Source organism: Leisingera sp. F5 (assembly GCF_001593695.1).
This window is the reverse complement of the sequence record NZ_LUKH01000011.1, coordinates 157399-180703: the sequence shown is the minus strand read 5'-3', so window position 1 is coordinate 180703 and position 23305 is coordinate 157399. Positions and strand designations below refer to the sequence as shown.

The window sequence follows — 23305 nt, the reverse complement described above, 5'->3', positions numbered from 1 at the left end:
TATGGTGACTTTCAAAGGAGACGTGCTGCAGTGCAGAAAGATTTTGAACAGACCCCGCCGGCTTCCCTCATCACCGCGACCGCACCGATTGCCACCGCCACCCATGGCGGGCGGGCGAAGTGCCTGCAACGGCTGGAGCGGCTGGACCTGCCTGTTCCGCGCACGGTGGCGCTGTCTTTTGACGCGGTGCATTCCATTGCCGAAGGCCAGATGCCGGACCTGACAGCGGTGCTGAGCGAATTCGATCCGGAGGCACTGCTGTGCGTGCGCCCATCTTCGGAAGACCCCGACTGGGGCGGGCCGGGCGCGATCCTGAATATCGGCATGAACGACGCGCGCTATGTGGACCTGTGCGACAGCCTGGGGCGGCAGGCCGCGGCGGCGCTGTATCTGCGGTTCGTGCAATCCTACGCGGTGCATGTGGCGCGGCTGGATCCGGATGTGTTCGACGACGTTGAAGACGGCGGCCCGGATGCGCTGAGCGAGATTCTGCATGCCTATGAGGCGGAAACCGACGAACCGTTCCCGCAGGATCCGGGCGAACAGCTGGCGGCGGTGCTGCGGTCGATGGCGCGGGCCTGGGAAGGCACCTCGGCGCGGATTCTGCGCCAGGCCAAGGGCGCGCCTGCAGATGCGGGGCTGGGGCTGGTGGTGCAGGAAATGATCCCCGGCGTCGGTCAGGGCGAATGCGGCTCCGGCGTGCTGCAACTGGTGAATTCAACCACCGGCTGCCCGCAGCTGACCGGCCGCTATCTGAGTCAGAGCCAGGGGCGTGACGCGCTTGGGGCGGGGGCCAAAGCGCTGTATCTGGCCAAGGACACGCGCGGGTTGTCGCTGGAAGAACTGGCGCCGGAGGCCTTTGAGAACCTGCAATCCCACGCGGCGCTGATGCGTAAGAAGCTGCGTGAGGAAATGCAGCTGGAGTTTGTCGTGGAAAGCGGCCGCGTGCATATCCTGGACGGGGTGCGGGTGGCGCGTTCGGCGCAGGCTGCGGTGCGGATCGCTGTGGCGCTGGCCGAAGACGGCATCATCCCGCAGGAAGAGGCGCTGATGCGGGTGGATGCGCATATCCTGAACGAGATGCTGCACCGCCAGGTGGCGCCGGATGCGGAACGTGACGTGATCGGCCGCGGCATTGCCGCCAGCCCAGGCGCGGCCACTGGCAAGCTGGTCTTTACTGCGGCCGGGGCGCAGGCAAGCGCGTCCCGCGGGGAGCCCTGTATTCTGGTGCGCCGGGAAACGTCTCCCGAAGATGTGCGCGGGATGCATGCCGCCGCTGGGGTTCTGACCGAAAAGGGCGGCATGACCAGCCATGCGGCGGTGATCGGCCGCGGGCTGGGGCTGCCGTGTATAGTCGGGGCTTTGAACATGAAGTTCGACAGCAAGCGCAAAATGCTTGAGGCTGCCGATGGCCGGGTATTCCGGGCCGGTGACATCATCACTATCGACGGCAGCAGCGGCCATGTGCTGGCGGGCCAGCCGGCGATGCTGGAGGCGGCTCAGGACGGGGCGCTGCAAACCTTGCTGACTTGGGCGGACGATGCCCGCGACATTGGCATCCGCGCCAATGCCGATACGCCGGAAGATGCTGAAACGGCACGAAAATTCAATGCGCAGGGTATTGGTCTCTGCCGGACGGAGCACATGTTCTTTGAACCCGGCCGCCTGACGGTGATGCGCGAGATGATCTTTGCAGAGACGCCGTCGGGGCGCGAAGCGGTGCTGGAGCGGCTGCTGCCGATGCAGCGTGACGACTTCCGCGAACTGTTCCGGATCATGGAGGGGATGCCGGTCTGCATCCGCCTGTTCGACCCGCCGTTGCATGAGTTCCTGCCTGCCACCAGGACCGGTCAGCGGGAGCTGTCCGAGGCACTGGGCATTCCGGTCAGCGATGTCACCCGCCGGGTCGAGGAAATGGGCGAATACAACCCTATGCTGGGCCTGCGCGGTGTGCGGCTGGGGGTCACGGTTCCGGAAATCTACGACATGCAGGCGCGGGCGATCTTTGAAGCCACCCTGGAAGCCTCGAAATGGGGCGAGCCTGTGGTGCCTGAGATCATGATCCCGCTGGTCTCGGCCAAGCGCGAGGTGGAACTGGTCAAGGCCCGCATCGATGCGGTGGCCGCGGCGGTGAAATCGGAGCGCGGCGAGGATTTCACCTACCGGCTGGGGGTGATGGTGGAAACGCCGCGGGCAGCACTCAGGGCGGGCGAGATTTCACCGCATACCGCGTTCCTCAGCTTTGGCACCAATGACCTCACCCAGATGACCTATGGCCTGTCGCGCGACGATGCCGGGCGGTTCATGTCGGACTATGTGAACCAGGGGGTGTTTCCCGAGGATCCGTTCCATGTGCTGGACACTGACGGGGTGGGGGAGCTGCTGAAACTGGGTGTGCAGCGCGGCCGGGCGGAAAACGGGGAGATCACTCTTTCAATCTGCGGCGAGCACGGCGGCAACCCCGAATCAATTGCCTTTTGCCGTGATGCGGGCTTTGATTACGTTTCGTGTTCTCCCTTCCGGGTGCCGGTTGCGCGTTTGGCCGCAGCCCAGCTGGCAATTTCCGGAAAGACCGGACAGACGGCGCCAACATACACAAAATATTAAGAAAAACTGGGCCATCCAGCAGCCGCCGGTGTGAGACCGGCGGTGTGAGTGTGTTCCCCATCAGTGCGGTTGTTGCCCGAACGCTGGACGTTTCGGGTCTTTTCCCTTAAGGGATGCGACCGCATGTGCTGGGGGAACCGGGCACAAGCTGCTAGGACGGGGGAACCCTGAATGAAATTGTTGACTATGATTGCCGTGATGGCTGCCACCATCACGATGGGTAAGAGTGTTGCTGCCGAAACCGGTCTGGGTACGCTGATCGAGCGTGAACAAGCCAGTTTGAGTGCAGTGCCGGCGCGGAAGTTCAGCGGGTTTTTCGGAATCCGCAACAACGCGTTCAAGAGCCGCAAGGCACGGCCGCAGATCGAATACAGCAAGGCCTGGCTGGATGCGCAGCCAAAAGCTGCCGGCGGTGAGCAATTCGCCTGTCTGGCCGAAGCGCTGTATTTCGAGGCCCGCGGCGAAACTGTCAAAGGACAGTTCGCAGTGGCCGAAGTGATCCTGAACCGGGTCAAGAGCGCGCAATTCCCGAATTCGCTTTGCGGTGTGATCAAGCAGGGAACCGGACGCAAGTACCAGTGCCAGTTCACCTACACCTGCGATGGCCACAAGGAAGTGATCAACGAAAAGAAGGCGTATCAGCGCGTTGCCAAAGTGGCGCGTGCCGCGCTGGACGGGCTGAAGTCAGAGCTGACCGGCGGCGCGACCTACTATCATACCACCGCGGTCAGGCCGCGCTGGAGCCGCACCTTCACAAACACAACGCGCATTGGTGTTCACCTGTTCTACCGGGACGAACGTTACCGGACGGCGCTGAGCAACTGACCGCCTGAAGGCGGCACGCCGGTGCCGCTTTCAGCCACTGGCGTGGCGTTTGCGGGCCTGTTATGACGGCGCTGAAATACTATTGTTGGGTCCCATCACCTGACACTGCCAGCCAAAGGCCCGTTTTCCCATGCCCTCTGAAATCCGCCTTGCCTTTGCGCACCCGTCCGAGCGTTCTGTGGCCACTGCCGCACCGGGGCCGCTGGACCGCATTTCCCTGCGGGACCACACGGTCGAGGTAGAGATCGGCGCCTTTCAGGCCGAGCGCGGCACCACTCAGCGGATCTGTTTCAATGTGGTGGTGGAAATCTCGCCGCTGCCGAAGGATCTGGATGACGATGTCGACCGGATCCTGTCTTATGACAAAGTGTCCGAGGCCATCGCGCATGAGCTGGCGGCCGAACGGCTGAACCTGCTGGAAACCCTGGCCGAACGCGTGGCTGAGCGGATCCTGCTCGAGCATCAGGCGGTGCGCGCCTTTGTGCGGATCGAGAAGCTGGACCGCGGCCCTGGCGCGCTGGGCGTCGAAGTGGTGCGTTCCAAGGACCAGATCACCCATCCGGTGGATGAAGAAGAGCGCCCGCATCCGCGGCTGATGTATCTCTCGAACGACGCGATCGACAGCGGCAACCTGACCGCCTGGATCGACCAGATGGAATGCCGCCAGCGGCCGCTGATCCTGTGCGTTGGCGCCCACCTGCTGGAAGTTCCCACCACCGGCCACAAATGGACCCAGCGCCGGATCGATTTGCTGGCAATCGAACAGAATGCTTGGCGCCTTGCGGCCAAGGATGACCGTTGCGTGGTGGTCTCGACCCGGACCGAGCTGGACTGGGCGATGAAGAACGGCCAGATTTGCGTCTGGGCGCCTTCCAAGATCGTGCTGGACGCGGTGGATGGCCCTTCGGCGCCGCCGTCGAACTCGGTTGCGCTGGCGGCCTGGTTTGCGGCGACTTTTGAGGCGGGCGAAATGATTGTGCTTGGCGGGGATTTGCCTGATAATCCCGGTGTCCCCTTACGGGCCGTCAGCGTGGAGCAAACACAACTGTGATATATTACCGGCCATTGGTTCAGCATGGCGAGGCGCGCCCCGAAGGTGCGGTCCCGCTGGCAGGCAGTGCCCTGTGGTTTACCGAGGTTGAAATCCTGAGCCGCGACGCACCGCCGCGGATCGCTCCGGCAGGGCTGGTGCCTGAAAAGGAACGCCGCCGCTTAAGCGCGCGGCGTGCGTCGATTGCCGGGCTGGATATGACCCAGCCGCAAATCATGGGCATCCTCAATACGACCCCGGACAGTTTTTCGGACGGTGGCCGGCATTCCGGTGTCGAAGCCGGCAAGGCCGCGGCGCTGCGGATGGTGGAGGAGGGCGCCACCATCATCGATGTGGGCGGCGAATCCACCCGGCCGGGCGCCGAAGAGGTGTCCGAGGCCGAGGAAATTGACCGCACAGCACCGGTGATCGCGGCGATCCGCGCGGCCAGTCCGGTGCCGGTATCCATCGATACCCGCAAGGCCACCGTGGGCATGGAGGCGCTGGAGGCGGGAGCCAATCTGCTGAACGACGTCTCGGGCTTCACGTTCGATCCGGCGCTGGCGCCGCTTGCGGCCCAGGCCAGCGTGCCGGTCTGCATCATGCATGCCCAGGGCGACCCCGCCACCATGCAGGATGATCCGCATTACGCCAACGTGCTGCTGGACGTCTATGACTTCCTGAGCGATCAGATCGACCGGCTGGAAGCCATCGGCGTGGTCCGCGAACAGATCGTGATTGATCCCGGCATCGGCTTTGGCAAATCGCAGGCGCATAATCTGACGCTTTTGCGTAATCTCAGCCTGTTCCACGGGCTTGGCTGCCCTATCTTGCTGGGCGTGTCCCGCAAGGGGTTCATCGGCAAGATCGGCAAGGAGCCGCGCGCTGATGCCCGTGCGCCGGGCTCAATTGCAGTAGGGCTTGCGGCCCTGGCGCAAGGCGTGCAATTCCTGCGCGTGCATGACGTGGCCGAGACGGTTCAGGCGCTGCGCCTTTGGCAGGCGGTCCGGTAAGGCCTTTTTGGGCAGGAATAGCATAATGCGAAAGCTTTTTGGCACTGATGGCGTGCGCGGCACTGCCAATACTCATCCCATGACCGCCGAGATGGCGCTGCGTATCGGCGCGGCTGTCGGGCGGTACTTCCGGCGCGACGGCTCCGGGGTGCACCGGGTGGTGATCGGCAAGGATACCCGCCTGTCCGGCTATATGTTTGAAAACGCACTGACGGCGGGGCTGACCTCAACCGGCATGAACGTGCTGCTGCTGGGGCCGGTGCCGACGCCTGCGGTGGGGCTGATGACGCGCTCGATGCGGGCGGATCTGGGGGTGATGATCTCGGCCAGCCACAACCCTTCCGAAGATAACGGCATCAAGTTCTTCGGCCCGGACGGATTCAAACTGTCGGACAGCGCCGAGATGGAGATCGAAGCCCTTATCGATGCGGGGGTCGAACCCGCGCAGGCGGCCAATATCGGCCGTGCCAAACGGATCGACGATGCCCGTTTCCGTTACGGTGAGCGGGTCAAAAGCTCGCTGCCGCGCAATCTTGGCCTGAACGGACTGAAGGTGGTGATTGACTGCGCCAACGGCGCGGCCCACCGCGCAGCGCCCGAAGTCCTGTGGGAGCTGGGCGCCGAGGTCATTCCGGTTGGCGTCTCGCCGGACGGATTGAACATCAATCGCGGCTGCGGCTCGACCCAGCCGCAAACTGCAGCTGAAGCGGTTGTGGCGCATGGCGCCCATGTCGGCATTTGCCTGGATGGCGATGCTGACCGGGTGATCGTGATCGACGAAACCGGCACGGTGGCCGATGGCGATCAGCTGATGGCCTTGCTGGCCACCCGCTGGGCGGAGCAGGGCCAGCTGGCAGGCGGCGCGCTGGTGGCGACGGTGATGTCGAACCTCGGACTGGAACGGCACTTGGAAAGCAAGGGTCTGGGCCTGGAGCGCACAGCCGTCGGCGACCGCTATGTGGTGGAGCGGATGCGTGAGGGCGGCTTCAATCTCGGCGGCGAACAGTCGGGCCATATCGTGATGAGCGATTATGCCACCACCGGCGACGGGCTGATGGCGGGGCTGCATTTTCTGGCGGAAATGGTGCAGACCGGCAAGAAGGCTTCAGAGCTGGCGCATCAGTTTCAGACTGTGCCGCAACGGCTGCGCAACGTGCGCTTCCAAGCTGGCCAGGCGCCGCTGGAGGATACCCGGGTGCAAGAGGCCATTGCCGCCGCTGAGAGAGCATTGACCGGTCAGGGACGTCTATTGATCCGCAAATCCGGCACCGAGCCGCTGGTGCGGGTGATGGCGGAGAGCGAGGATGCCGGGCTGATGGCGCTGGCTGTTGACAGCGTGGTCGCTGCGGTCGAGGCTGCCGTCGCGGAATGAGGCTGGGGTACTCAGCCGCCTCTGCCGAACAGACGGCTCAGCTTGCCGAATTGACTGAGGCCGAGGCCGCCTAGGATCATCACCATTGCAAGCAGCATCGAGGTCGGCAGGTCCTCGCCCAGGAAGACGGCGCCCAGCACCACGGCCCAAACCGGCACCTGATAGTTGGTCAAAGTCATGAAGGTCGGCCCCGCTTCCCGTACGACAATGACCCGCAGAAGGTTGGCAGCGGCGGTGGGGATCAGGCCGAGGACGGCGGCAATCAGCAAAGTCCGATTGTCCGGCATCACTGGCGGGCCTTCGGTGAGCCACGCCGCCGGGAAGATGATGAAGCAGCCGATCACCAGGAAAATTGCAGCCAGCCCCAGCGGATCCACCGGTGGCAGCCGCCGGGTCAGGATTGAGCTGACTGAATAACAGGCTGCTGCCGACAGGCAGGCAGCCCGGCCATAGGGCTCCAGCGCGGCGCCGCTGGCCTCAAACGCCTTGCCGCCGATCCGCCCGGCGGCCAGCCAGAACGGGGTGATGCCGTCCAGCGCCAGTTTGATCAGCAGAAAGGTTGCGCCCCAGACAAGGCCGAGGGTGGCAATCATGAGCCAGTAGCGCGGTGCGATGCTGCTTGTGCTCATGACCGGCTCTTGGCCCATTCATCAAATGCGGCCCGAAAGAGTTCGTGTGCGCGTGGCGGGATTGCCAGGTCCTTCATCTTTCGCTCAAGTATCTCGAGCTGTCGCTGCGATGGGCGAAAATTGGGCGAGGTGGCTCCAGTTAGTAAGGGGATGGCCTCGAGGAACAGGGCTATTGCTTTTGCATCTTTGCCAAGATCGGCCTGCGCTATGCCTTGATTGATCAAATTGGTGGCGCGCTGGTGGTCGGTTAATAGGAATCCTGTGAAACGCAGGCTGTTTTCGCATTTGCGCAGCCGTTCCTCTGCTGGGCGGCTGAATTTGCGGCATCCGGAGGCGTAGATGCTGAATGAGAAGAAGTAGATCCAAACGCCCAGAAAGGCCCAGATCAGAATTATCTTCAGCCATTGTTTGGGAGTGTCGCGCGGTACTGCGCCGGGCATGGTTCTCTCCTGCGGTTCACCGCGCGACAAGACCCCGCCGGGCGGGCGGGGTCAATGGCAATTGCTTTGTTACCTATCGAAGTGTTTTTGCCTCAGGCAATGCGCGGGCGGCGGCTGCGGCTGAGGAGCAGCCCGCCGAGGATCAATGCCAGCGCTGCGAACAGCTGCGGCGGCAGGGTCTCGCCCAGGAGGGCAGCGCCAAAGATCACCGACCAGACCGGCACCTGATAGTTTACGGTCGACAGAAACGCAGGGCCGGCGCTGCGGGCGACCTGGACCAGCAGCACTTGCGCCAGCGCCGTGGGCAAGAGGCCGAGGTAGATCACTGCGCCCAGCGGCAGGGCGGCGGGCAGGTCAGGCACGCCTTCGGCCCAGAGCGCGGCCGGGGTCATCATGGCGGCGCCGCACAGGAGGGCCGCGGCAGAGAGCGACAGCATGTTCACCTGCGGGCAAAGCCGGGTGATGATCGAGCCGATGGCATAACACAGCGAGGCACCAAGGCAGGCGAGGCGGGCGAGCGATTCAAAATCCGTGCCGGCCGAGCGGAAGGCGTCGAGCCCGATCAGCACCACCACACCGGCAAAGCCGATGAGGAAGCTGATGGTGCGGCGCAGGGTCATGTGCTCGCCCGGCACCAGGGCATGCGCCAGCGGCAGCACAAACAGCGGCACCACCGCCATGCAGACACCGGCAAAGCCGCTGGCCACGTAAGTTTGTCCCCAGCTGAGCAGGGTGAAGGGCAGGGCGTTGGTGAAAAAACCCATGCCGGCCGCGCAGGCCCAGACGATCCGGCCCTCGCGGCTGCGCAGGGACGGCAGGCGGATGCCCATGGCGGTGATCACGCTCAGCAGGCAGAGCGCGCCGATCGAGATCCTGAGCGCGGCGATGGTCATCGGAGGAAAGCCCCGCAGCGCCAGCGACACCGCCATGAAGGAGGCGCCCCAGATCACGCCGAGAAACAGAAGCTTGGCCCAATTGGCGGCGCCGGGGGAGTCTGGCATGTGTGTAACCTCAATGCATTAAACGAAAAAGGGCGCCCCGGAGTGGAGCGCCCTGCAGAGGAAAAAGGCTGCGGAAAGTTCCGCGGGCACCTTAGTTCTTCTCTTTGTCGACCATCTTACCGGCCGAGATCCACGGCATCATGCCGCGCAGCTTGGCGCCGGTTGCCTCGATCGCGTGCTCGTCATTGGCACGGCGGGACGCTTTGATGGTCGGCTGGCCAACCGCGTTCTCCAGCATGAAGTCGCGCACGAATTTACCCTGCTGGATGTCTTCCAGGACCGCTTTCATGCGGGCTTTGGTTTCGTCGTACTTCAGGATCCGCGGGCCGGTGACGTACTGGCCGTACTCGGCGGTGTTGGAGATCGAGTAGTCCATGTTGGCGATGCCGCCTTCATAGATCAGGTCAACGATCAGCTTCACTTCGTGCAGGCACTCGAAATAGGCCATTTCCGGAGCATAGCCGGCTTCGACCAGGGTTTCGAAACCGCAGCGGATCAGCTCAACCAGGCCGCCGCACAGAACTGCCTGTTCGCCGAACAGGTCGGTTTCGCATTCTTCGCGGAAGTTGGTTTCGATGATGCCTGAGCGGCCGCCGCCGATGGCGGAGCAATAGGACAGGCCAACTTCCAGCGCTTTGCCGGAGGCGTCGTTGTGAACCGCGACCAGGCAGGGCACGCCGCCGCCTTTGGTGTACTCGCCGCGCACGGTGTGGCCGGGGCCCTTGGGCGCCATCATGATGACGTCGACGCCTTCTTTCGGCTCGATCAGGCCGAAGTGCACGTTCAGGCCGTGGGCGAATGCAATCGCGGCGCCCGGCTTGATGTTGTCGTGGACGTATTTCTTGTAGGTCTCGGCCTGCAGTTCGTCGGGCATGGTGAACATGATCACGTCGCACCAGGCCGCGGCTTCGGCAATACCCATGACCTGCAGGCCTTCGCCTTCGGCTTTCTTGGCGGAGGCGGAACCTTCGCGCAGGGCGACGACAAGGTTCTTGGCGCCGCTGTCGCGCAGGTTCAGTGCGTGGGCGTGACCCTGCGAGCCGTAGCCCAGGATGGCCACTTTTTTCTCTTTGATCAGGTTCACATCGCAGTCGCGGTCGTAATAAACGCGCATGTTTCACGTCCTTTGTGTTGGTGTTTGAAGGCATCATAGGGAAGCCGTCAGGGAAAGCGATTGCTGTTCCACATGAAATACGCAGTTTGTTTGCGTTGATCATTCGCGCATGGGCATGATATCGGATAATTCATGCTTGATGATCTGGACCGGCGCATTCTGCGCTATATGCAAAGCGACCCGGAGCAATCGATTCCGGATCTGGCCGAACGGCTGGGTCTCACTGCCTCCCGCCTGTCGCGGCGGCTGGAGAAGCTGCGCGAGGGCGGCGTGATCCTGGGCCAGCGGGCGGTGATCGACTGGCGCGCCTTGGGGTATGAGGTGGAGGTGTCGCTGCGGGTGACGCTGGACAAGACCAACCCGCGCGCCTTTGACGAGTTCATCGAGGCCGCCCGCGGCATTGCCGAGGTGATCGAGATCCAGACCTTTCTGGGGCAGGTCGATGTGCGGCTTTCGGTGATTGCGCGGGACATGCCGCATTACCAGCAGATCTACCGCGCCGCCATTCTGAACCTGCCGCATATCACCGATATCGAGGCGCTGATGCACGTGGCGCGGATCAAGTCGAATGAGGTGCTGCCGGTATGAGCGCGCTGGATGATCTGGATTTTGCCATTCTGCGGGCGCTGTCGGAGGATGCGACGCTGTCGGCGGGGGCGCTCGGGCGGCGGTTGGGGCTGAGCCAGCCCGCCACCTGGCGGCGGATCAAGCGGCTGCAGGAGGCGGGCATCATCGCGGGCCGCAGGCTGGAACTGGACAAGGAAAAGCTGGGGTTTGGTGTCACCGTCTTTCTGGGGGTGAAACTGGCCACCAAGGGGCGGGTCAGTCTGGAGGACTTCGAACGCGCGGTGTCTGCCATCCCCGAAGTGCAGACGGTGGAGCACGTGCTGGGCATGTACGACTACCGCCTGCGGGTCACGGCGCGGGACATCTCTGACTTCGAACGGGTGCTGCGGCGGCGGGTGATGACCCTGCCGGGGGTGGGTAATGTCGAGGCCAACGTGCTGCTGAGCGAGGAGCGGCGGCCGGGACCGCTGGGGTAAAGGTGCACATTTGTTGCCGATCAGAAACCCGCTTGGCGCAAAACCGGGTGTTTTCTGTCGTGCTTGGGCTGTCCTTTCCGCTGAGTTTCGCCAGTATCACCCTTCGGAGAATGGCGGCAGCACTGTATGCCAAGGTAGGCTTTGCCAAAGCCTGCGGCACCGGCTAGCCGTTAGTAAAGGAATACAAGGGAGGCCCAGATGGCACTGCTCGATACCGTGGACCCGCAGGGTCTGGATGAATTCTCGGTGGTTTTCACCGACCGCTCGCTGAACCATATGTCCAAGACCTTCCAGACCGTGATGCTGGACATCAATGCGATGCTGAAAGAGGTCTATAACGCCGAGGCCGTGGCGCTGGTGCCGGGCGGCGGGACCTATGCGATGGAGGCCGTGGCGCGCCAGTTTGCCCGCGGCGCAAATGCGCTGGTGGTGCGGAACGGCTGGTTCTCCTACCGCTGGAGCCAGATTTTCGAGGCGGGCGGCTTTACCGCGTCTTCGACCGTGATGAAGGCGCGCCGCACCGGCAATGAGAGCGCCTCGCCGTTTGAGCCTGCGCCGATTGCGGATGTGGTGGCCGCGATCAAGGAGCAGAAGCCGGACATCGTCTTTGCGCCGCATGTGGAGACCGCTGCCGGTGTGATTCTGCCGGACGATTACGTGACCGCGATGGCCGCGGCCGCGCATGAGGTCGGCGCACTGGTGGTGCTGGACTGCATCGCCTCCGGCTGCGCCTGGATCGACATGAAGGCAACCGGCGTCGACGTGCTGATTTCCGCGCCGCAGAAGGGTTGGAGCGCGTCGCCTTCGGCTGGTCTGGTGATGTTCTCGGACCGAGCGCTGGCGCGTTTGGAAGAGACCGCCTCGGACAGCTTTGCCATCAACCTGAAGCAATGGCGCACCATCATGAAGGCCTATGAAGACGGCGGCCACGCCTATCACGCCACCATGCCCACCGACGCGCTGAAGGCGTTCCGCGACACCATGCTGGAAACCAAGGAATACGGTTTCGACCGCTTGCGCGATGCGCAATGGGCTCTGGGCAATGGCGTGCGGGCGATGCTCAAGGACAAGGGCATCACCTCGGTTGCCGCCGACGGGTTTGGCGCGCCCGGGGTGGTGGTGAGCTATACCAGCGATCCGGATGTGCAGAACGGCAAGAAATTTCTGGCGCTTGGCACCCAGATTGCCGCGGGCGTGCCGCTGCAGTGCGACGAGCCCGCCGATTTCCGCACCTTCCGCCTGGGCCTGTTCGGCCTGGACAAACTATATGACGTTGACGCCACCATCGCGCGGCTGAAGACCGTCGTGGATCAGGTGCTTTAACGAAGGAACCGGACTGGGCTGCGCAAAGGGATATTGCTTGTGCGGCCCAGCCCATGGCGCAGGGTGAGCCAGATCACTCCGAGGCTGATTGCCAGCCAGACACCTCCCCACAGCATTGTTGTGCCGCCGAACTCCTCGGCCATCATCCGCGCGTCGGAGCGCAGATAAGAGCGCGCAATCGTGTCGTCCCAGATGTCCAGCGGCGCATAGATCATGCTGCTGATTCCGATCACTCGCAGGATCATGTCATTGATGTTCAGGCTCAGATAGCGGGCGGCGGCCAGCATCAGTGCACCGGTTGCCAGGGTAAAGCCGAGTGCGAAGAGATCCCGGATGTAGAGAGTGGCAACCGCCAGAGTGACGCATCCGAACAGCGCCAGAACCTTGCGGTCCCAATCCGTGCGCAGGGCAACCAGGAACAGGGCAGAGCCGGTCAGCAGCGATCCCGTATAGCCCGCCGATAATCCTAGGAACCGGTTGCCGCCGCGGGAGACAACCATGCCGCCTTCGCGCGGGTCGATGGTCAGGCTAAGCACCTCGCCGCCGGTCAGCAGAGCTGCAGCCGCGTGGGACAGTTCGTGCAGGAAGACGGTGAGGATGCGCAACGGCAGCACGGCTTGCGTCGGCCACAGGGCTGCAATCGCCAGTGTCAGGCAGATCAGCTGCCAATGCCCTTTGAGAAACTGCATGCCAGCCCGCACGGTTATTTAACGCCCAGGCCCATCTGCATCAGCGTTCTGCGCACCGGGGCCAGGGAATAGAGCGCGTTAAGGCCAAAGGCGCGCAGATCGCGCAGCGGGCGCGGCGCCAGCATTGACGTGCGATTGAGCAGGTCGATGCCTTTCACCCGCAGCATGATCTCGCTGTGGCGGGCCTTGTGATAGGCTGTCAGCATCTGCGCATCACCTAAGGATTCCGGGCGGGCCTCGGCCAGCTCCAGCAGGCAGCGCAGATCACCCAGCGACATGTTCAGCCCCTGCGCGCCGATCGGCGGCACCACATGGGCGGCCTCGGCCATCAGCGCCAGCCGCTCGCCGTTCAAGCGTTCCGCCGACTGGCTGATGATCGGCCAGATGGTGCGGCGCGAGGCCAGTTTCAGATCGCCGAACAGCCCGCAGCTGCGCATTGTCATCGCGGCCTCAAAGGCAGCGGGGTCCAGGTTCAGCAGCTCCTGCGCCCGTGGCCCGCGTTCCATCCAGACAATCGCCGACGACGGCTGTCCCTGGTAGTCTGGCAGGGGGACCAGGGTGAACGGCCCGCCGGAGCGGTGGATCTCGGTTGAGACATTGTCATGCGGCACCGGATGGGTCACCGCAAAGGCCAGCGCCTTTTGCCCGTAGCGGGTGGTCTTGACCGGAATGCCCGCCGCCTCGCGCATCGGCGAATTGCGGCCGTCGCAGGCGACCACCAGTTTCGCTGTCACCTGACTGCCATCGCTGAGGGCGACGCGCGCCTCATCGGTGCGGGTGAACAATCCGGTGGTGCCGGTGCCAAAGCGCAAATCAACATTAGGCAGGTCGGACAGGCGGGCAATCATCTCGCGCCGCAACAGCCAGTTGGGCAGGTTCCAGCCAAACGGCTGGCCGGAGATATCGGCGGCGTTGAAATCCTTGACCACCCGCGGCTCGGGGCGGGTGCCGCCGGCATCGACGATGCGCATGATCTGCAAGGGAGCAGCGTGGTCCGCCAGCCGCGCCCAGATCCCGCAGCGCTCCAGCAGCGCTTGCGCGGGCTGCAGAAACGCGGTGGTGCGCAAGTCGGAACCTTCAGCGTCGGGCTCGGTCACCGGCGGGGCAGGATCGGCGCAGATCACACTGAAACCGCTGGAGGCAAAAGCGGCGGCCGCGGTCAGACCCGCAATGCCGCCGCCGGAAATCAGGATATCGCAGGTATCGGCCATCTCGTCAGCCCTCCGTTCTGCCGCCAGAAATAGGCCCGGACAGCAGGGGAAGACAAGCCGATAGCCGCAGATAGGGCGCTTAGCCGCGGGTGATGGTGATCAGCAGGGTGAACACGACCGGCACCATGCAGACTGCCGGGATGTAGAGGCCGGGAATACCGAACAGCAGGATCGAACAGCCCCAGAGGCTGACAAAGGTTGCAATGGCGTAATAGAGATTCTCCTCCGGGCCATAAGCGACCTCCTTGATGATCCGCCCCAGCAGCGGCACGGCAAACAGCATGCGTTGCGTCAGGGTCAGGCGTTCGGGAAGGGCATATGCGCTCATCGGTCGGGCTCCAAGCATTCGGTTTCGGGGCGCATATAGGGAGGAAAATATGCGGCAAACAGGTATATTTTGCCGCAGTTGCAAAGATTTGCCGGTGTGCTGTTGTACACATCCTTGAAAGCGGCAAAAGACACCTGAATGCGCCGCCTGCAGAGACGGGAACTTAGGCCAGAGCAGCCAGGAAACCCGTCAAATCATCCGAATGATGATGAATATGTGCAGCTTGCACCGGTTCCGGCGCCACATGCACGGTCCGCATTCCCATCTGGTGCGGGGCGGCAAGGTTGCGTGCGTCATCCTCGAACATTGCCGCCTGTTGCGGGATTACGCCGGCGCGGGCAAAGACCCGGTCAAAGGCGCGCCGTTCCGGCTTGGGGTGGTAATCGGCGTGTTCGACACCATAGACGCCGTCGAACAATCCCGACAGCCCGCGCGCCGCCAGCACCCGCTCGGCATAGGGGGCCGAGCCGTTGGTATAGACGATCTTCTCGCCTGTCAGGTTACGGATGTTCGCAGCCAGGGCAGCGTCCTTTTCAAGAGGCTCCATCGAGATGTCATGCACCGCAACCAGATAGGGTTCCGGATCCAGATCATGCTCGCGCATCAGCCCGGCCAATGTGGTGCCGTGTTCGCGCCAGTAATGGCTGCGCAGGTGGTCGGCCTTGGCCTTGTCCACGCCAAGGGCCTCCATCACATAGGCCGTCATCTTGACCTCGATCTGGTCAAACAGGCGTGCCGACGGCGGATACAGGGTGTTGTCGAGATCGAACACCCATTGGGTGACATGGGAAAAGGATTGCTTGGGCATGGTGCCGGATTAGGGGGCGGATGCCGCTTTTGCAATCAAAAGCGCATTTTGACTACGGGTTTTCAGCGCTTTAGCGCCATCAGGGTTGATTGCTGCCCTTTGCGCTGTAGAGATTGGCAAACCGGAAAAGACAGGAAGACCCATGAGCCAGAGCCGCAGCAACCAGAAAGATGCCTATGCGCTGATCCTCGAAGCGATCGACGTCGGTGTTTACAAGCCCGGCGACCGGCTGGTGGAGAGTGATCTGGCCGAACGCTTTGGTGTGTCGCGCACGCCGATCCGCGAAGCGCTGCAGCGGCTGGAGACGCAATCGCTGCTGGAGCGCGACGGGCGGTCGCTGATTGTCGCCTCGCTGGATCACAACCAGATGGCCGAGCTGTATGTGGTCCGGCGCGAGCTGGAGGGGCTGGCGGCACAGCTGGCGGCGCGCCATGCCACCGAAGAAGAGATCAAGGTGCTGAAGGAAATGGTCGAGGCCGATGACCAGCTGATCGGCGATCCGTCGGCGCTGTCCAAGGCCAACCGCCGGTTCCATGAACAGATCCATTTGGCGTCGCACAACCGATATCTGGTGCAGCAGCTGGACCTTGTGCACCGGACCATGGCGCTGATGGCAACGACCTCGCTGGCCGCCGAAGGGCGCAGCGAGATTGCCCAGTCCGAACATAAGGGTATTGTTGACGCGATCGGCCGCCGTGACGAGGCAGCGGCGGGTGAGGCGTTGAAGGAGCATATCTCTATCGCTTTCATGACCCGTCTGAAGCAGGACGCCAGCGGGCGGGGATAATCCGCCAAAGCCCAGGCCAGAAACCAGGCCAGAAACCAGGCCAGAAACCAGGCCAGAAACCAGGCCGGTGCCCGCAGCGGGGTTTGGCAGCGGGTTTGATGCCATGTGCCGTCTTGTCCCAGAAAAAGGGACGGACGAGCAACTCATGCGCGGCCTTGGTGACAGCAACGGCCCCCATTGGAAAGTATAGGATCATCGCCGGCGCCCAGGCGGCCAGCCAGGGCCGCCCCATGGCAAAGGCGGCGGTGACGCTGATGACCAGGCCGAGCAGTTCAAAGAACACCAGCGCCGCGGCCGCCAGCGACAGCAGCAACGGCGAAGCCGTGCCGGCGCTGGGGTGCGGCAGGCCAAGCGCAATCAGCCAGAACGACCACAAAACCGGCGCAAACAGGAACTGCCCGATGGTGCCCAGAAAGAACGCCTGAAACCCTAGGAACCGTTTCCAGCCAAGCTCGGTCAGCAAGCGCATCGGCTGGCGCATATGCACCAGGTAAGTCACCATGAACCCTTTCAGCCAGCGCGAGCGCTGCTTGACCCAGGGCCAGGGGCGGCAGTTGGCCTCTTCAAATGTGGTGCTGGGCAGCATTCCGGTGCGGTACCCGGCGCGGTAGAGCCGGACACCCAAGTCCGCATCCTCGGTCACGTTATGGGCATCCCAGCCGCCCAGTTCCTCCAGCACCTTGCGGCGGATGAACATTGTCGTGCCGCCCAGCGGCACCACCAGGCCAAGCCGGGAAATTCCGTGCAGAACGATGCGGAACCAGCTGGCGTATTCCAGCGTGAAGCAGCGGGAGATCCAGTTGGTGGCGGGGTTGTAGTAGTCAAGAACACCCTGAAAACAAGCCGTCTTCCTGTCCGCGCAGGCAAAGGCCTGCGCCACCCGGTCCAGCTGATCCGCCTGCGGCGCGTCCTCGGCGTCCCAGACACCGATGATGTCGCCACGGCAGAAGTTCAGCGCATAGTTCATCGCCCGCGGCTTGGTGGTCAGCCTGCCAAAGGCTGGAACCTCCACCACCCGGATCCAAGGCGGCAGCCGGGTGCCTGCAAGGGCGGCCCGGGTGACAGTGTCATGTTCCTCCAGCACCAGGATCACATCGGTCAGGGCCGGCGGATAGCTGAGCTTACGGATACGGGTGAGCAGTGCCCGGCTGATCTCGGCCTCTTGGTAGAGCGGGACCATGACAGAAATCACCGGTTGCGCGACCTGACCGGGCGAATGGGGAGCCAGCCGTGGCACAGACGGGTTCCGGCGGGTTCTGGCAGACCAGTATGATGCGAGGCCGCACAGTTTCAGGGCGGTGAACAATAGAACTGACACCAGCGCCATCATGCTGAGGGCAGTGAACACTGCTGCAGGGGCGGTCAAGGCCAGATAGAGTGCTGGCAGAGCGCAGGCTGTCAGCACGGCCCGTCCCCTATGCGGCTGCAGCGTGCGGCAGCTTTGCCGCGGGATTACACTGCAGCTGGCCTGGCGGACCAGAACAGGACTGAAATGCGCGGTCAGCAATGCAGTGATCTGCGCCTCGCAGGCCACAACCGGTGTTACGGTGCTGAAACTGTCCTGCAATTCTTTCTTCAGGGCTTCGAACCTGTCGGGGCAGGCAATGGCAATGGTCACAGTCTGGCCCAGCTGCATCCAAGGCATGGCGCAATGGCGGAGCCAGAACTGGGCTGGCTTGCGGGCCAGCAGCCGGGGATTGGCGACCTGGCCGCTGAGATCGGCCCGCTGCATCCGGTATTGCCGGGCCAGGGTGTCCTGAACCTGGTCTTCATTGGCCAGCCCCTCGGCCACCAGCACCCGCCCAAGGGCGGCCTTCTGGTGCTGGCGCAGCACCAGCGCCTTCATCATGCTGCGGCCATTCACCGGCGGCAGCAGCCCCGGAGATCGCTCCCCGGCGGGCTGCGGCGGCCGGAACTGCCGCAGCGGCTGAGACACAAAACCCATCGCCACCCCATACCAAAAACACCTGAGGGCTTCAGGCTGGCGGCGGGGGTTTAAGAATTGGTAAATGCAGCGTTAACCATGCCGGCGGGCGGCATGGTTAATATCTTTTTTACGCAGATTTGCGCGCAGCCATGGCCTCGGCAAAGCGTTCGAACAGGTAGAAGCTGTCCTGCGGGCCGGGGCTGGCCTCGGGGTGGTGCTGCACCGAATAGACCGGGCGGCCGGAAATCCGGATGCCGCAGTTGGAGCCGTCGAACAGCGAGACATGGGTTTCCTCGACGCCTTCCGGCAGGGTCTGCGCGTCCACCGCAAAGCCGTGGTTCATCGAGGTGATCTCAACCTTGCCGGTGGAATGCTCCTTGACCGGGTGGTTGGCGCCGTGGTGGCCGTGGTTCATTTTGACGGTCTTGGCGCCAAGCGCCAGCGCCAGCATCTGATGGCCCAGGCAGATGCCGAAGACGGGCAATTCGGTTTTCAGGACGTCCTGGATCATCGGCACCGCGTATTCGCCGGTGGCCGCCGGATCGCCAGGGCCGTTGGACAGGAACACCCCGTCGGGATTATGGGCCAGAACGTCTTCGGCAGTTGCTGTCGCTGGCAGCACAGTAACGTCGCAGCCAGCCGAGGCGAGGCAGCGCAGGATGTTGCGCTTGGCGCCATAGTCTATGGCCACAACCTTGTGCGCAGGCGCTTCCTGGCGGGCATAGCCGTCCGGCCAGGCCCAACGCATTTCGTCCCAGCGGTAGCTTTGGGCGCAGGACACATCCTTGGCCAGATCGAGGCCGACCAGGCCGGACCAGTCGCGCGCCTTGGCAACCAGCGCCTCAACGTCAAAGTTGCCGTCGGGGTCATGTGCCAGGGCCACATGCGGCGCGCCCTGCTGGCGGATCGCGCGGGTCAGGCGGCGGGTGTCGATGCCGCCGATGGCGATGCGGCCAGTGCGGGTCAGCCAGGATTTCAGCTCTTCCGTGGCACGCCAGTTGGAGGCCAGGGTCGGGTCCCATTTCACCACCATGCCGGCCGCGACGGGATCGCCGGTCTCGTCATCCTCGGGTGTCACACCGGTGTTGCCGATATGCGGGAAGGTGAAGGTGACGATTTGGCCGGCGTAGGATGGATCGGTCATGATCTCCTGGTAACCGGTCATTGCGGTGTTGAAGCAGAGCTCGGCCACAGTGTCGCCGGTGGCGCCGAAACCGGTGCCGTAAAAGACGGTGCCATCTGCGAGCGCCAGGCATGCGGTGGGCTTGGACGGGGCGGAAGCGGCCATTGCGCGAGTCTCCATGCGGTGAAATTCATGGGCTTGTAAGGGGAGCGCCCAAGCGGGTCAAGCCTGCAGCAGCGGGCAGGCTGACGCGGGGTTCGAAATTGAAGTTTTACTGTAAACTTGCACAGAAGCACCAGAATGGATAACCATCGGTGTCCGGCAACCATGGGATGCTTATTACGATGGATACGCGCACACAGGTCAATCAGGCCTTGAAGCAAGCGATGAAAGACAAGGCGGCCGAGCGGCTGTGTACGCTGCGGCTGATCAACGCGGCGATCAAGGACCGGGAAATCGCCGCCCGCGCCGATGGCGAAGAGGGCGGCATTGACGAGGGGGAAATCCTTGCCATCCTGGGTAAGATGACCAAGCAGCGCAACGAAAGCGCCCGTGCCTATGAGGAAGGCGGGCGGCTGGACCTGGCGGAGCGGGAACTGGGCGAAATCTCCATCATCGAGGAGTTCCTGCCGCAGCAGCTGAGCGACGAGGAGGTCGGAGAGGCGATCACTGCGGCGGTGGCGGAAACCGGCGCCGAATCGATTCGCGACATGGGCAAGGTGATGGGTGCGCTGAAGGCGAAATACACCGGCCAGATGGATTTCGGCAAAGCCGGGCCATTGGTCAAGGACCAGCTGTGCAGCAAAGGCGGCTGCTGATAGCAAGGCGCGCTGGCGCGCGCTGCCTCCGGCGGGAGTATTTTTGCAAAGATGAAATGGACAGGTCCGCATTGCGGGCCTTTTCTTTTTCCGGTCAATGCGCAAAGGCGGACTTGAGGTCTCCGTAAAGCGCGACCCGTTCGTCTTCGGACAGGAAGGCCCCGATCTCCACTTCGCGGCCGCCGCCCTGCAGGGTGACATAGTGCGGCACCGGGCCGTCATGGTCGTGCATCTCGACACGGGTCCAGTAGCGGTTGCAGCGCCAGTTTTGACGGCCGCCATCAGGATTGATGCGCTCCAGATGGGCCTCTTCTTTCCCGATGGTCAGCACCTCAATGATCTGATGGTCGCGGCGGTTGCGGTCCAGCGCCCATTTCATTCCGAATAGCGCCAGCAGCAGGAAGGGCAGCAGCCCCCACAGCAGAAAAGACCCCAGAACGGGTATCAGCGGCACGCAGATCAGTGCGGCGGTAAGGCCCAAAAACCGCACATAGCCCTGCGGCGGCAGCGATTGATGCGGCCAGAGGTGCAGCTCGCGCTCGGCGTCTTGCTGCGGACGGGTCCAGTTGTAGGGCATCTGTTCAACGCCTGCTGATCAAAATGGGTTCTTATTAAATGATGTGCCGGAAATGCGGGATTTCCACTGCGGGTTTTTATCGCGGAGCGCGCGCATGAAAAAGGCCCCGGTGCTTCTGCGCCGGGGCCTTTTTTTAATGTCAGGGTCTCAGCTGCTTAGTGCGAATGCGAGCGGTCCCAGTCTTCCTGCTTGGGCAGGATTTCAAAGGTATGCTCGGGCGGCGGAGAGGGCAGGGTCCACTCCAGCGTATCCGCGTATTCGTTCCAGTAGTTGTTCTGGGTGATACGCGCGCCGCGCAGCAGCGAATAGATCACCACGCCGAAGAACAGCAGGAAGGACGCAAAGGACAGGAACGCGCCGTAGGACGAGATCTTGTTCCAGTAAGCAAAGCCTTCCGGATAGTCGATGTAGCGGCGCGGCATGCCCTGACGGCCCAGGAAGTGCTGCGGGAAGAAGGTCAGGTTGGCGCCGATGAAGAACATCCAGAAGTGGATCTGTGCGCCCAGCTCATTGTACTGACGGCCGGTCATCTTGCCGAAGTAGAAGTAGATGCCCGAGAAGATCGCGAACACGGCACCCAAGCTCATCACATAGTGGAAGTGTGCAACCACATAGTAGGTGTCGTGATAGGCCCGGTCTACCGACGCCTGCGACAGCACCACGCCGGTCACACCGCCGACGGTGAACAGGAACAGGAAGCCGAAAGCGAACATCATTGGTGCTTTGAACTCGATCGAGCCGCCCCACATGGTGGCAATCCAAGAGAACACTTTTACCCCGGTCGGCACCGCGATCACCATGGTGGCCAGCATGAAGTAGGCCTGCTGGTTCAGCGACATGCCGACAGTGTACATGTGGTGCGCCCAGACAACAAAGCCCAGCACGCCGATCGCGATGATCGCCCAGACCATCGGCAGGTAACCGAAGACCGGTTTGCGCGCGAAGGTCGCAATGACGTGCGAAATGATGCCAAAGCCCGGCAGGATCACGATGTACACTTCCGGGTGGCCGAAGAACCACAGGATGTGCTGGTACAGGATCGGGTCGCCGCCGCCGGCCGCATCAAAGAAGGTGAAGCCGAAGTTGCGGTCCATCAGCAGCATGGTGATGGCGCCTGCCAGAACCGGCAGGGACAGCAGGATCAGCCAGGAGGTGACGAAGATCGACCAAGAGAACAGCGGCACCTTGAACAGGGTCATACCCGGTGCGCGCATGTTCAGGAAGGTGGTGATCATGTTGATCGCACCCAGGATCGAGGAGGCACCCGAGACGTGCACGGCAAAGATCGCCAGGTCCATCGAGTAGCCGCCCTCATTCACCGACAGCGGCGGGTAGAGAACCCAGCCGACACCGGAGCCCAGCTGGTCATTGCCGCCCGGGGAGACAACCGAGAGGACCGCCAGCGAGGTGCCTGCGACATACATCCAGAAGCTGAGGTTATTCATCCGCGGGAACGCCATGTCCGGCGCGCCGATCTGCAGCGGCATGAAATAGTTGCCGAAACCGCCGAACAGCGCCGGAATCACCACGAAGAACATCATCAGGATGCCGTGGGCCGTGATCATCACGTTCCAGAGATGGCCGTTCGGGGTACATTCTGCCGAGGTGTCTGCGAACATGCGCGCACCCTCGAGGCACATGTACTGAACGCCGGGATCCATCAGCTCAAGCCGCATGTAAACGGTGAAGATAACAGAGATGAGACCTGCAAACGCCGAAACGATGAGGTAGAGAATGCCGATGTCTTTATGGTTCGTGCTCATGAACCAGCGGGTAAAAAAGCCCCGCTCGTCCTCGTGGCCGTGACCATGAATGGCTGCGTCTGCCATTATGTGCCTCCTGCTGCATAACGAAAGGCCCCCGGAGACGGACTCCGGGCGGCCTGGATTCCTTGGAGTATTAGAATGGCGTGCCGGGGCCTTCAATGGCGGAGTTTGATCTGGATCAAGATTTATTGCCGCAGGGGCTTGAATGCCATGCAGGCTGCGGCGCCGCAGGGTGCTTGACCTGGATGCAAGGCACGCGCACAACCGCTGCAATGCCAAAATCAGGAGGCCAGACGCATGCCCGTTTATGATCCCGACAATATCTTCGCTAAGCTTTTGCGCGGCGAGATTCCCTCGGCCCGTGTCTATGAGGATGACGATACACTGGCGTTCATGGATATCATGCCGCGCAGCGACGGGCATCTTCTGGTGATCCCGAAGACCCCGTGCCGCAACCTGCTGGACGCCAGCCCCGCGCAAATGGCAGCGGTGATGCAGACGGTGCAAAAACTGTCGCATGCGGTGATCAGGGCCTTTGGTGCGGACGGGGTGACCGTGCAGCAGTTCAACGAGGCTGCGGGCGGGCAGGAGGTTTTTCACCTGCATATGCATGTGCTGCCGCGCAAGGAGGGCGACCGGCTGCGCCCGCCGGGAACGATGGGGGATCAGGCGCTGATTCAGGCGCAGGCGGAACAGATCCGCGCAGCACTCGCCGGTCATTGATGCAGACCTGGCGGCAGGACTTTTGAGAAACTGAAATCACCGCTGGAATTAGGCGGTGATTTCAATGCGAATTTGTGCATTCGAAATAAATGTTGAATTTTAGTTGAATTTGATCATAGCTGTTTCGCAAATTAGTTGTAGGTCAAAGAGG

General features: G+C 62.8%; 23 protein-coding genes. 11 read left to right on the top strand and 12 right to left on the bottom strand.

Going from position 1 to position 23305, the window contains the following annotated elements; all coding sequences use genetic code 11:
- The first annotated feature begins 30 nt into the window (after positions 1-30).
- The 5 genes from A2I95_RS10040 (at position 31) to glmM (ending at position 6847) form a co-directional block, all read left to right on the top strand.
- The gene (locus A2I95_RS10040) at positions 31-2607 is read left to right on the top strand and encodes a putative PEP-binding protein (RefSeq protein WP_291729628.1); all 2577 of its coding nucleotides are present in this window, start codon (positions 31-33) and stop codon (positions 2605-2607) included.
- Positions 2608-2778: 171 nt separating this feature from the next.
- Positions 2779-3432: a cell wall hydrolase gene (locus A2I95_RS10035; RefSeq protein WP_027259822.1), complete on the top strand. Its 654-nt coding sequence runs from the start codon at positions 2779-2781 to the stop codon at positions 3430-3432.
- Positions 3433-3562: 130 nt separating this feature from the next.
- The gene (locus A2I95_RS10030; protein ID WP_291729627.1) at positions 3563-4483 is read left to right on the top strand and encodes a dihydroneopterin aldolase; all 921 of its coding nucleotides are present in this window, start codon (positions 3563-3565) and stop codon (positions 4481-4483) included.
- A complete protein-coding gene (gene folP, locus A2I95_RS10025; protein WP_291729626.1) occupies positions 4480-5475 on the top strand; it encodes a dihydropteroate synthase in 996 nt (331 codons plus the stop codon). Before A2I95_RS10030 ends, folP begins: the two co-directional genes overlap by 4 nt.
- Positions 5476-5500: 25 nt before the next feature.
- Entirely contained in the window at positions 5501-6847 is a 1347-nt protein-coding gene (gene glmM / locus A2I95_RS10020) for a phosphoglucosamine mutase (protein WP_291729625.1), read from the top strand.
- Between the two features lie 11 nt (positions 6848-6858).
- On the opposite strand, the gene A2I95_RS10015 is transcribed toward glmM, so the two are convergent.
- The 4 genes from A2I95_RS10015 to ilvC form a co-directional block, all read right to left on the bottom strand.
- The gene (locus tag A2I95_RS10015; protein WP_291729624.1) at positions 6859-7476 is read right to left on the bottom strand and encodes a DMT family transporter; all 618 of its coding nucleotides are present in this window, start codon (positions 7474-7476) and stop codon (positions 6859-6861) included.
- A complete protein-coding gene (locus A2I95_RS10010) occupies positions 7473-7916 on the bottom strand; it encodes a hypothetical protein (RefSeq protein WP_291729623.1) in 444 nt (147 codons plus the stop codon). Before A2I95_RS10010 ends, A2I95_RS10015 begins: the two co-directional genes overlap by 4 nt.
- 92 nt (positions 7917-8008) lie before the next feature.
- On the bottom strand, positions 8009-8917 hold the full coding sequence (locus A2I95_RS10005) for a DMT family transporter (protein WP_291729622.1): 909 nt from the start codon (positions 8915-8917) through the stop codon (positions 8009-8011).
- Between the two features lie 91 nt (positions 8918-9008).
- On the bottom strand, positions 9009-10031 hold the full coding sequence (ilvC, locus tag A2I95_RS10000; RefSeq protein WP_291729621.1) for a ketol-acid reductoisomerase: 1023 nt from the start codon (positions 10029-10031) through the stop codon (positions 9009-9011).
- A gap of 132 nt (positions 10032-10163) precedes the next feature.
- Here ilvC and A2I95_RS09995 point away from each other — a divergent pair, with 132 nt between their 5' ends.
- The 3 genes from A2I95_RS09995 to A2I95_RS09985 all read left to right on the top strand — a co-directional run bounded on the left by A2I95_RS09995 (position 10164) and on the right by A2I95_RS09985 (position 12397).
- Positions 10164-10619: an Lrp/AsnC family transcriptional regulator gene (locus A2I95_RS09995; protein WP_291729620.1), complete on the top strand. Its 456-nt coding sequence runs from the start codon at positions 10164-10166 to the stop codon at positions 10617-10619.
- Positions 10616-11074, top strand: a complete 459-nt coding sequence (locus A2I95_RS09990) for an Lrp/AsnC family transcriptional regulator (RefSeq protein WP_291729619.1) — start codon at positions 10616-10618, stop codon at positions 11072-11074. The genes A2I95_RS09995 and A2I95_RS09990 overlap by 4 nt, the downstream gene beginning before the upstream one ends.
- Before the next feature lie 198 nt (positions 11075-11272).
- Positions 11273-12397 carry an aminotransferase class V-fold PLP-dependent enzyme gene (locus tag A2I95_RS09985; protein ID WP_291729618.1) on the top strand — a complete coding sequence of 375 codons (1125 nt, stop codon included), beginning with the start codon at positions 11273-11275 and terminating at the stop codon, positions 12395-12397.
- On the opposite strand, the gene A2I95_RS09980 is transcribed toward A2I95_RS09985, so the two are convergent.
- From A2I95_RS09980 to A2I95_RS09965, 4 genes are all read right to left on the bottom strand, one after another.
- Positions 12394-13086 carry a M50 family metallopeptidase gene (locus A2I95_RS09980; RefSeq protein ID WP_291729617.1) on the bottom strand — a complete coding sequence of 231 codons (693 nt, stop codon included), beginning with the start codon at positions 13084-13086 and terminating at the stop codon, positions 12394-12396. The genes A2I95_RS09985 and A2I95_RS09980 overlap by 4 nt on opposite strands.
- A gap of 14 nt (positions 13087-13100) precedes the next feature.
- The gene (locus A2I95_RS09975) at positions 13101-14297 is read right to left on the bottom strand and encodes a UbiH/UbiF family hydroxylase (protein ID WP_291729616.1); all 1197 of its coding nucleotides are present in this window, start codon (positions 14295-14297) and stop codon (positions 13101-13103) included.
- Positions 14298-14376: 79 nt separating this feature from the next.
- On the bottom strand, positions 14377-14625 hold the full coding sequence (locus A2I95_RS09970; RefSeq protein ID WP_291729615.1) for a hypothetical protein: 249 nt from the start codon (positions 14623-14625) through the stop codon (positions 14377-14379).
- Between the two features lie 163 nt (positions 14626-14788).
- The gene (locus tag A2I95_RS09965) at positions 14789-15433 is read right to left on the bottom strand and encodes a pyrimidine 5'-nucleotidase (RefSeq protein WP_291729614.1); all 645 of its coding nucleotides are present in this window, start codon (positions 15431-15433) and stop codon (positions 14789-14791) included.
- 142 nt (positions 15434-15575) lie between these two features.
- Between A2I95_RS09965 and A2I95_RS09960 the strand changes: the two genes are divergently transcribed.
- Positions 15576-16220, top strand: a complete 645-nt coding sequence (locus A2I95_RS09960; protein WP_027259808.1) for a GntR family transcriptional regulator — start codon at positions 15576-15578, stop codon at positions 16218-16220.
- Here the strand turns inward: A2I95_RS09960 and A2I95_RS09955 are convergent.
- Together A2I95_RS09955 and carA are read right to left on the bottom strand one after the other, a co-directional pair.
- Entirely contained in the window at positions 16180-18165 is a 1986-nt protein-coding gene (locus A2I95_RS09955; RefSeq protein ID WP_291729613.1) for a glycosyltransferase, read from the bottom strand. The genes A2I95_RS09960 and A2I95_RS09955 overlap by 41 nt on opposite strands.
- 109 nt (positions 18166-18274) lie before the next feature.
- The gene (carA, locus tag A2I95_RS09950) at positions 18275-19435 is read right to left on the bottom strand and encodes a glutamine-hydrolyzing carbamoyl-phosphate synthase small subunit (RefSeq protein WP_291729612.1); all 1161 of its coding nucleotides are present in this window, start codon (positions 19433-19435) and stop codon (positions 18275-18277) included.
- Between the two features lie 179 nt (positions 19436-19614).
- Between carA and A2I95_RS09945 the strand changes: the two genes are divergently transcribed.
- Complete coding sequence (locus A2I95_RS09945; protein WP_291729611.1) at positions 19615-20088, top strand: GatB/YqeY domain-containing protein; 474 nt, start codon at positions 19615-19617, stop codon at positions 20086-20088.
- Positions 20089-20182: 94 nt separating this feature from the next.
- Here A2I95_RS09945 and A2I95_RS09940 read toward each other — a convergent pair whose 3' ends face one another.
- A complete protein-coding gene (locus tag A2I95_RS09940; RefSeq protein ID WP_291729610.1) occupies positions 20183-20665 on the bottom strand; it encodes a DUF2244 domain-containing protein in 483 nt (160 codons plus the stop codon).
- Positions 20666-20820: 155 nt separating this feature from the next.
- A complete protein-coding gene (locus tag A2I95_RS09935) occupies positions 20821-22494 on the bottom strand; it encodes a cytochrome c oxidase subunit 1 (RefSeq protein WP_291729609.1) in 1674 nt (557 codons plus the stop codon).
- A gap of 234 nt (positions 22495-22728) precedes the next feature.
- On the opposite strand from A2I95_RS09935, the gene A2I95_RS09930 reads away from it, so the two are divergent.
- Positions 22729-23154: an HIT family protein gene (locus tag A2I95_RS09930; protein ID WP_291729608.1), complete on the top strand. Its 426-nt coding sequence runs from the start codon at positions 22729-22731 to the stop codon at positions 23152-23154.
- The last annotated feature ends 151 nt before the right edge of the window (positions 23155-23305 follow it).

Coding starts and splice junctions, on each gene's coding strand:
- carA (WP_291729612.1), bottom strand. CDS start 19,435: ATGGCCGCTTCCGCCCCGTCCAAGCCCACCGCATGCCTGGCGCTCGCA.
- A2I95_RS09955 (WP_291729613.1), bottom strand. CDS start 18,165: ATGGGTTTTGTGTCTCAGCCGCTGCGGCAGTTCCGGCCGCCGCAGCCC.
- A2I95_RS09960 (WP_027259808.1), top strand. CDS start 15,576: ATGAGCCAGAGCCGCAGCAACCAGAAAGATGCCTATGCGCTGATCCTC.
- A2I95_RS09930 (WP_291729608.1), top strand. CDS start 22,729: ATGCCCGTTTATGATCCCGACAATATCTTCGCTAAGCTTTTGCGCGGC.
- A2I95_RS09945 (WP_291729611.1), top strand. CDS start 19,615: ATGGATACGCGCACACAGGTCAATCAGGCCTTGAAGCAAGCGATGAAA.
- A2I95_RS10035 (WP_027259822.1), top strand. CDS start 2,779: ATGAAATTGTTGACTATGATTGCCGTGATGGCTGCCACCATCACGATG.
- A2I95_RS09970 (WP_291729615.1), bottom strand. CDS start 14,625: ATGAGCGCATATGCCCTTCCCGAACGCCTGACCCTGACGCAACGCATG.
- A2I95_RS09995 (WP_291729620.1), top strand. CDS start 10,164: ATGCTTGATGATCTGGACCGGCGCATTCTGCGCTATATGCAAAGCGAC.
- glmM (WP_291729625.1), top strand. CDS start 5,501: ATGCGAAAGCTTTTTGGCACTGATGGCGTGCGCGGCACTGCCAATACT.
- A2I95_RS09965 (WP_291729614.1), bottom strand. CDS start 15,433: ATGCCCAAGCAATCCTTTTCCCATGTCACCCAATGGGTGTTCGATCTC.
- A2I95_RS09980 (WP_291729617.1), bottom strand. CDS start 13,086: ATGCAGTTTCTCAAAGGGCATTGGCAGCTGATCTGCCTGACACTGGCG.
- A2I95_RS09990 (WP_291729619.1), top strand. CDS start 10,616: ATGAGCGCGCTGGATGATCTGGATTTTGCCATTCTGCGGGCGCTGTCG.
- A2I95_RS10015 (WP_291729624.1), bottom strand. CDS start 7,476: ATGAGCACAAGCAGCATCGCACCGCGCTACTGGCTCATGATTGCCACC.
- A2I95_RS10005 (WP_291729622.1), bottom strand. CDS start 8,917: ATGCCAGACTCCCCCGGCGCCGCCAATTGGGCCAAGCTTCTGTTTCTC.
- A2I95_RS09935 (WP_291729609.1), bottom strand. CDS start 22,494: ATGGCAGACGCAGCCATTCATGGTCACGGCCACGAGGACGAGCGGGGC.
- A2I95_RS09985 (WP_291729618.1), top strand. CDS start 11,273: ATGGCACTGCTCGATACCGTGGACCCGCAGGGTCTGGATGAATTCTCG.
- A2I95_RS10030 (WP_291729627.1), top strand. CDS start 3,563: ATGCCCTCTGAAATCCGCCTTGCCTTTGCGCACCCGTCCGAGCGTTCT.
- ilvC (WP_291729621.1), bottom strand. CDS start 10,031: ATGCGCGTTTATTACGACCGCGACTGCGATGTGAACCTGATCAAAGAG.
- A2I95_RS10010 (WP_291729623.1), bottom strand. CDS start 7,916: ATGCCCGGCGCAGTACCGCGCGACACTCCCAAACAATGGCTGAAGATA.
- A2I95_RS09940 (WP_291729610.1), bottom strand. CDS start 20,665: ATGCCCTACAACTGGACCCGTCCGCAGCAAGACGCCGAGCGCGAGCTG.
- A2I95_RS09975 (WP_291729616.1), bottom strand. CDS start 14,297: ATGGCCGATACCTGCGATATCCTGATTTCCGGCGGCGGCATTGCGGGT.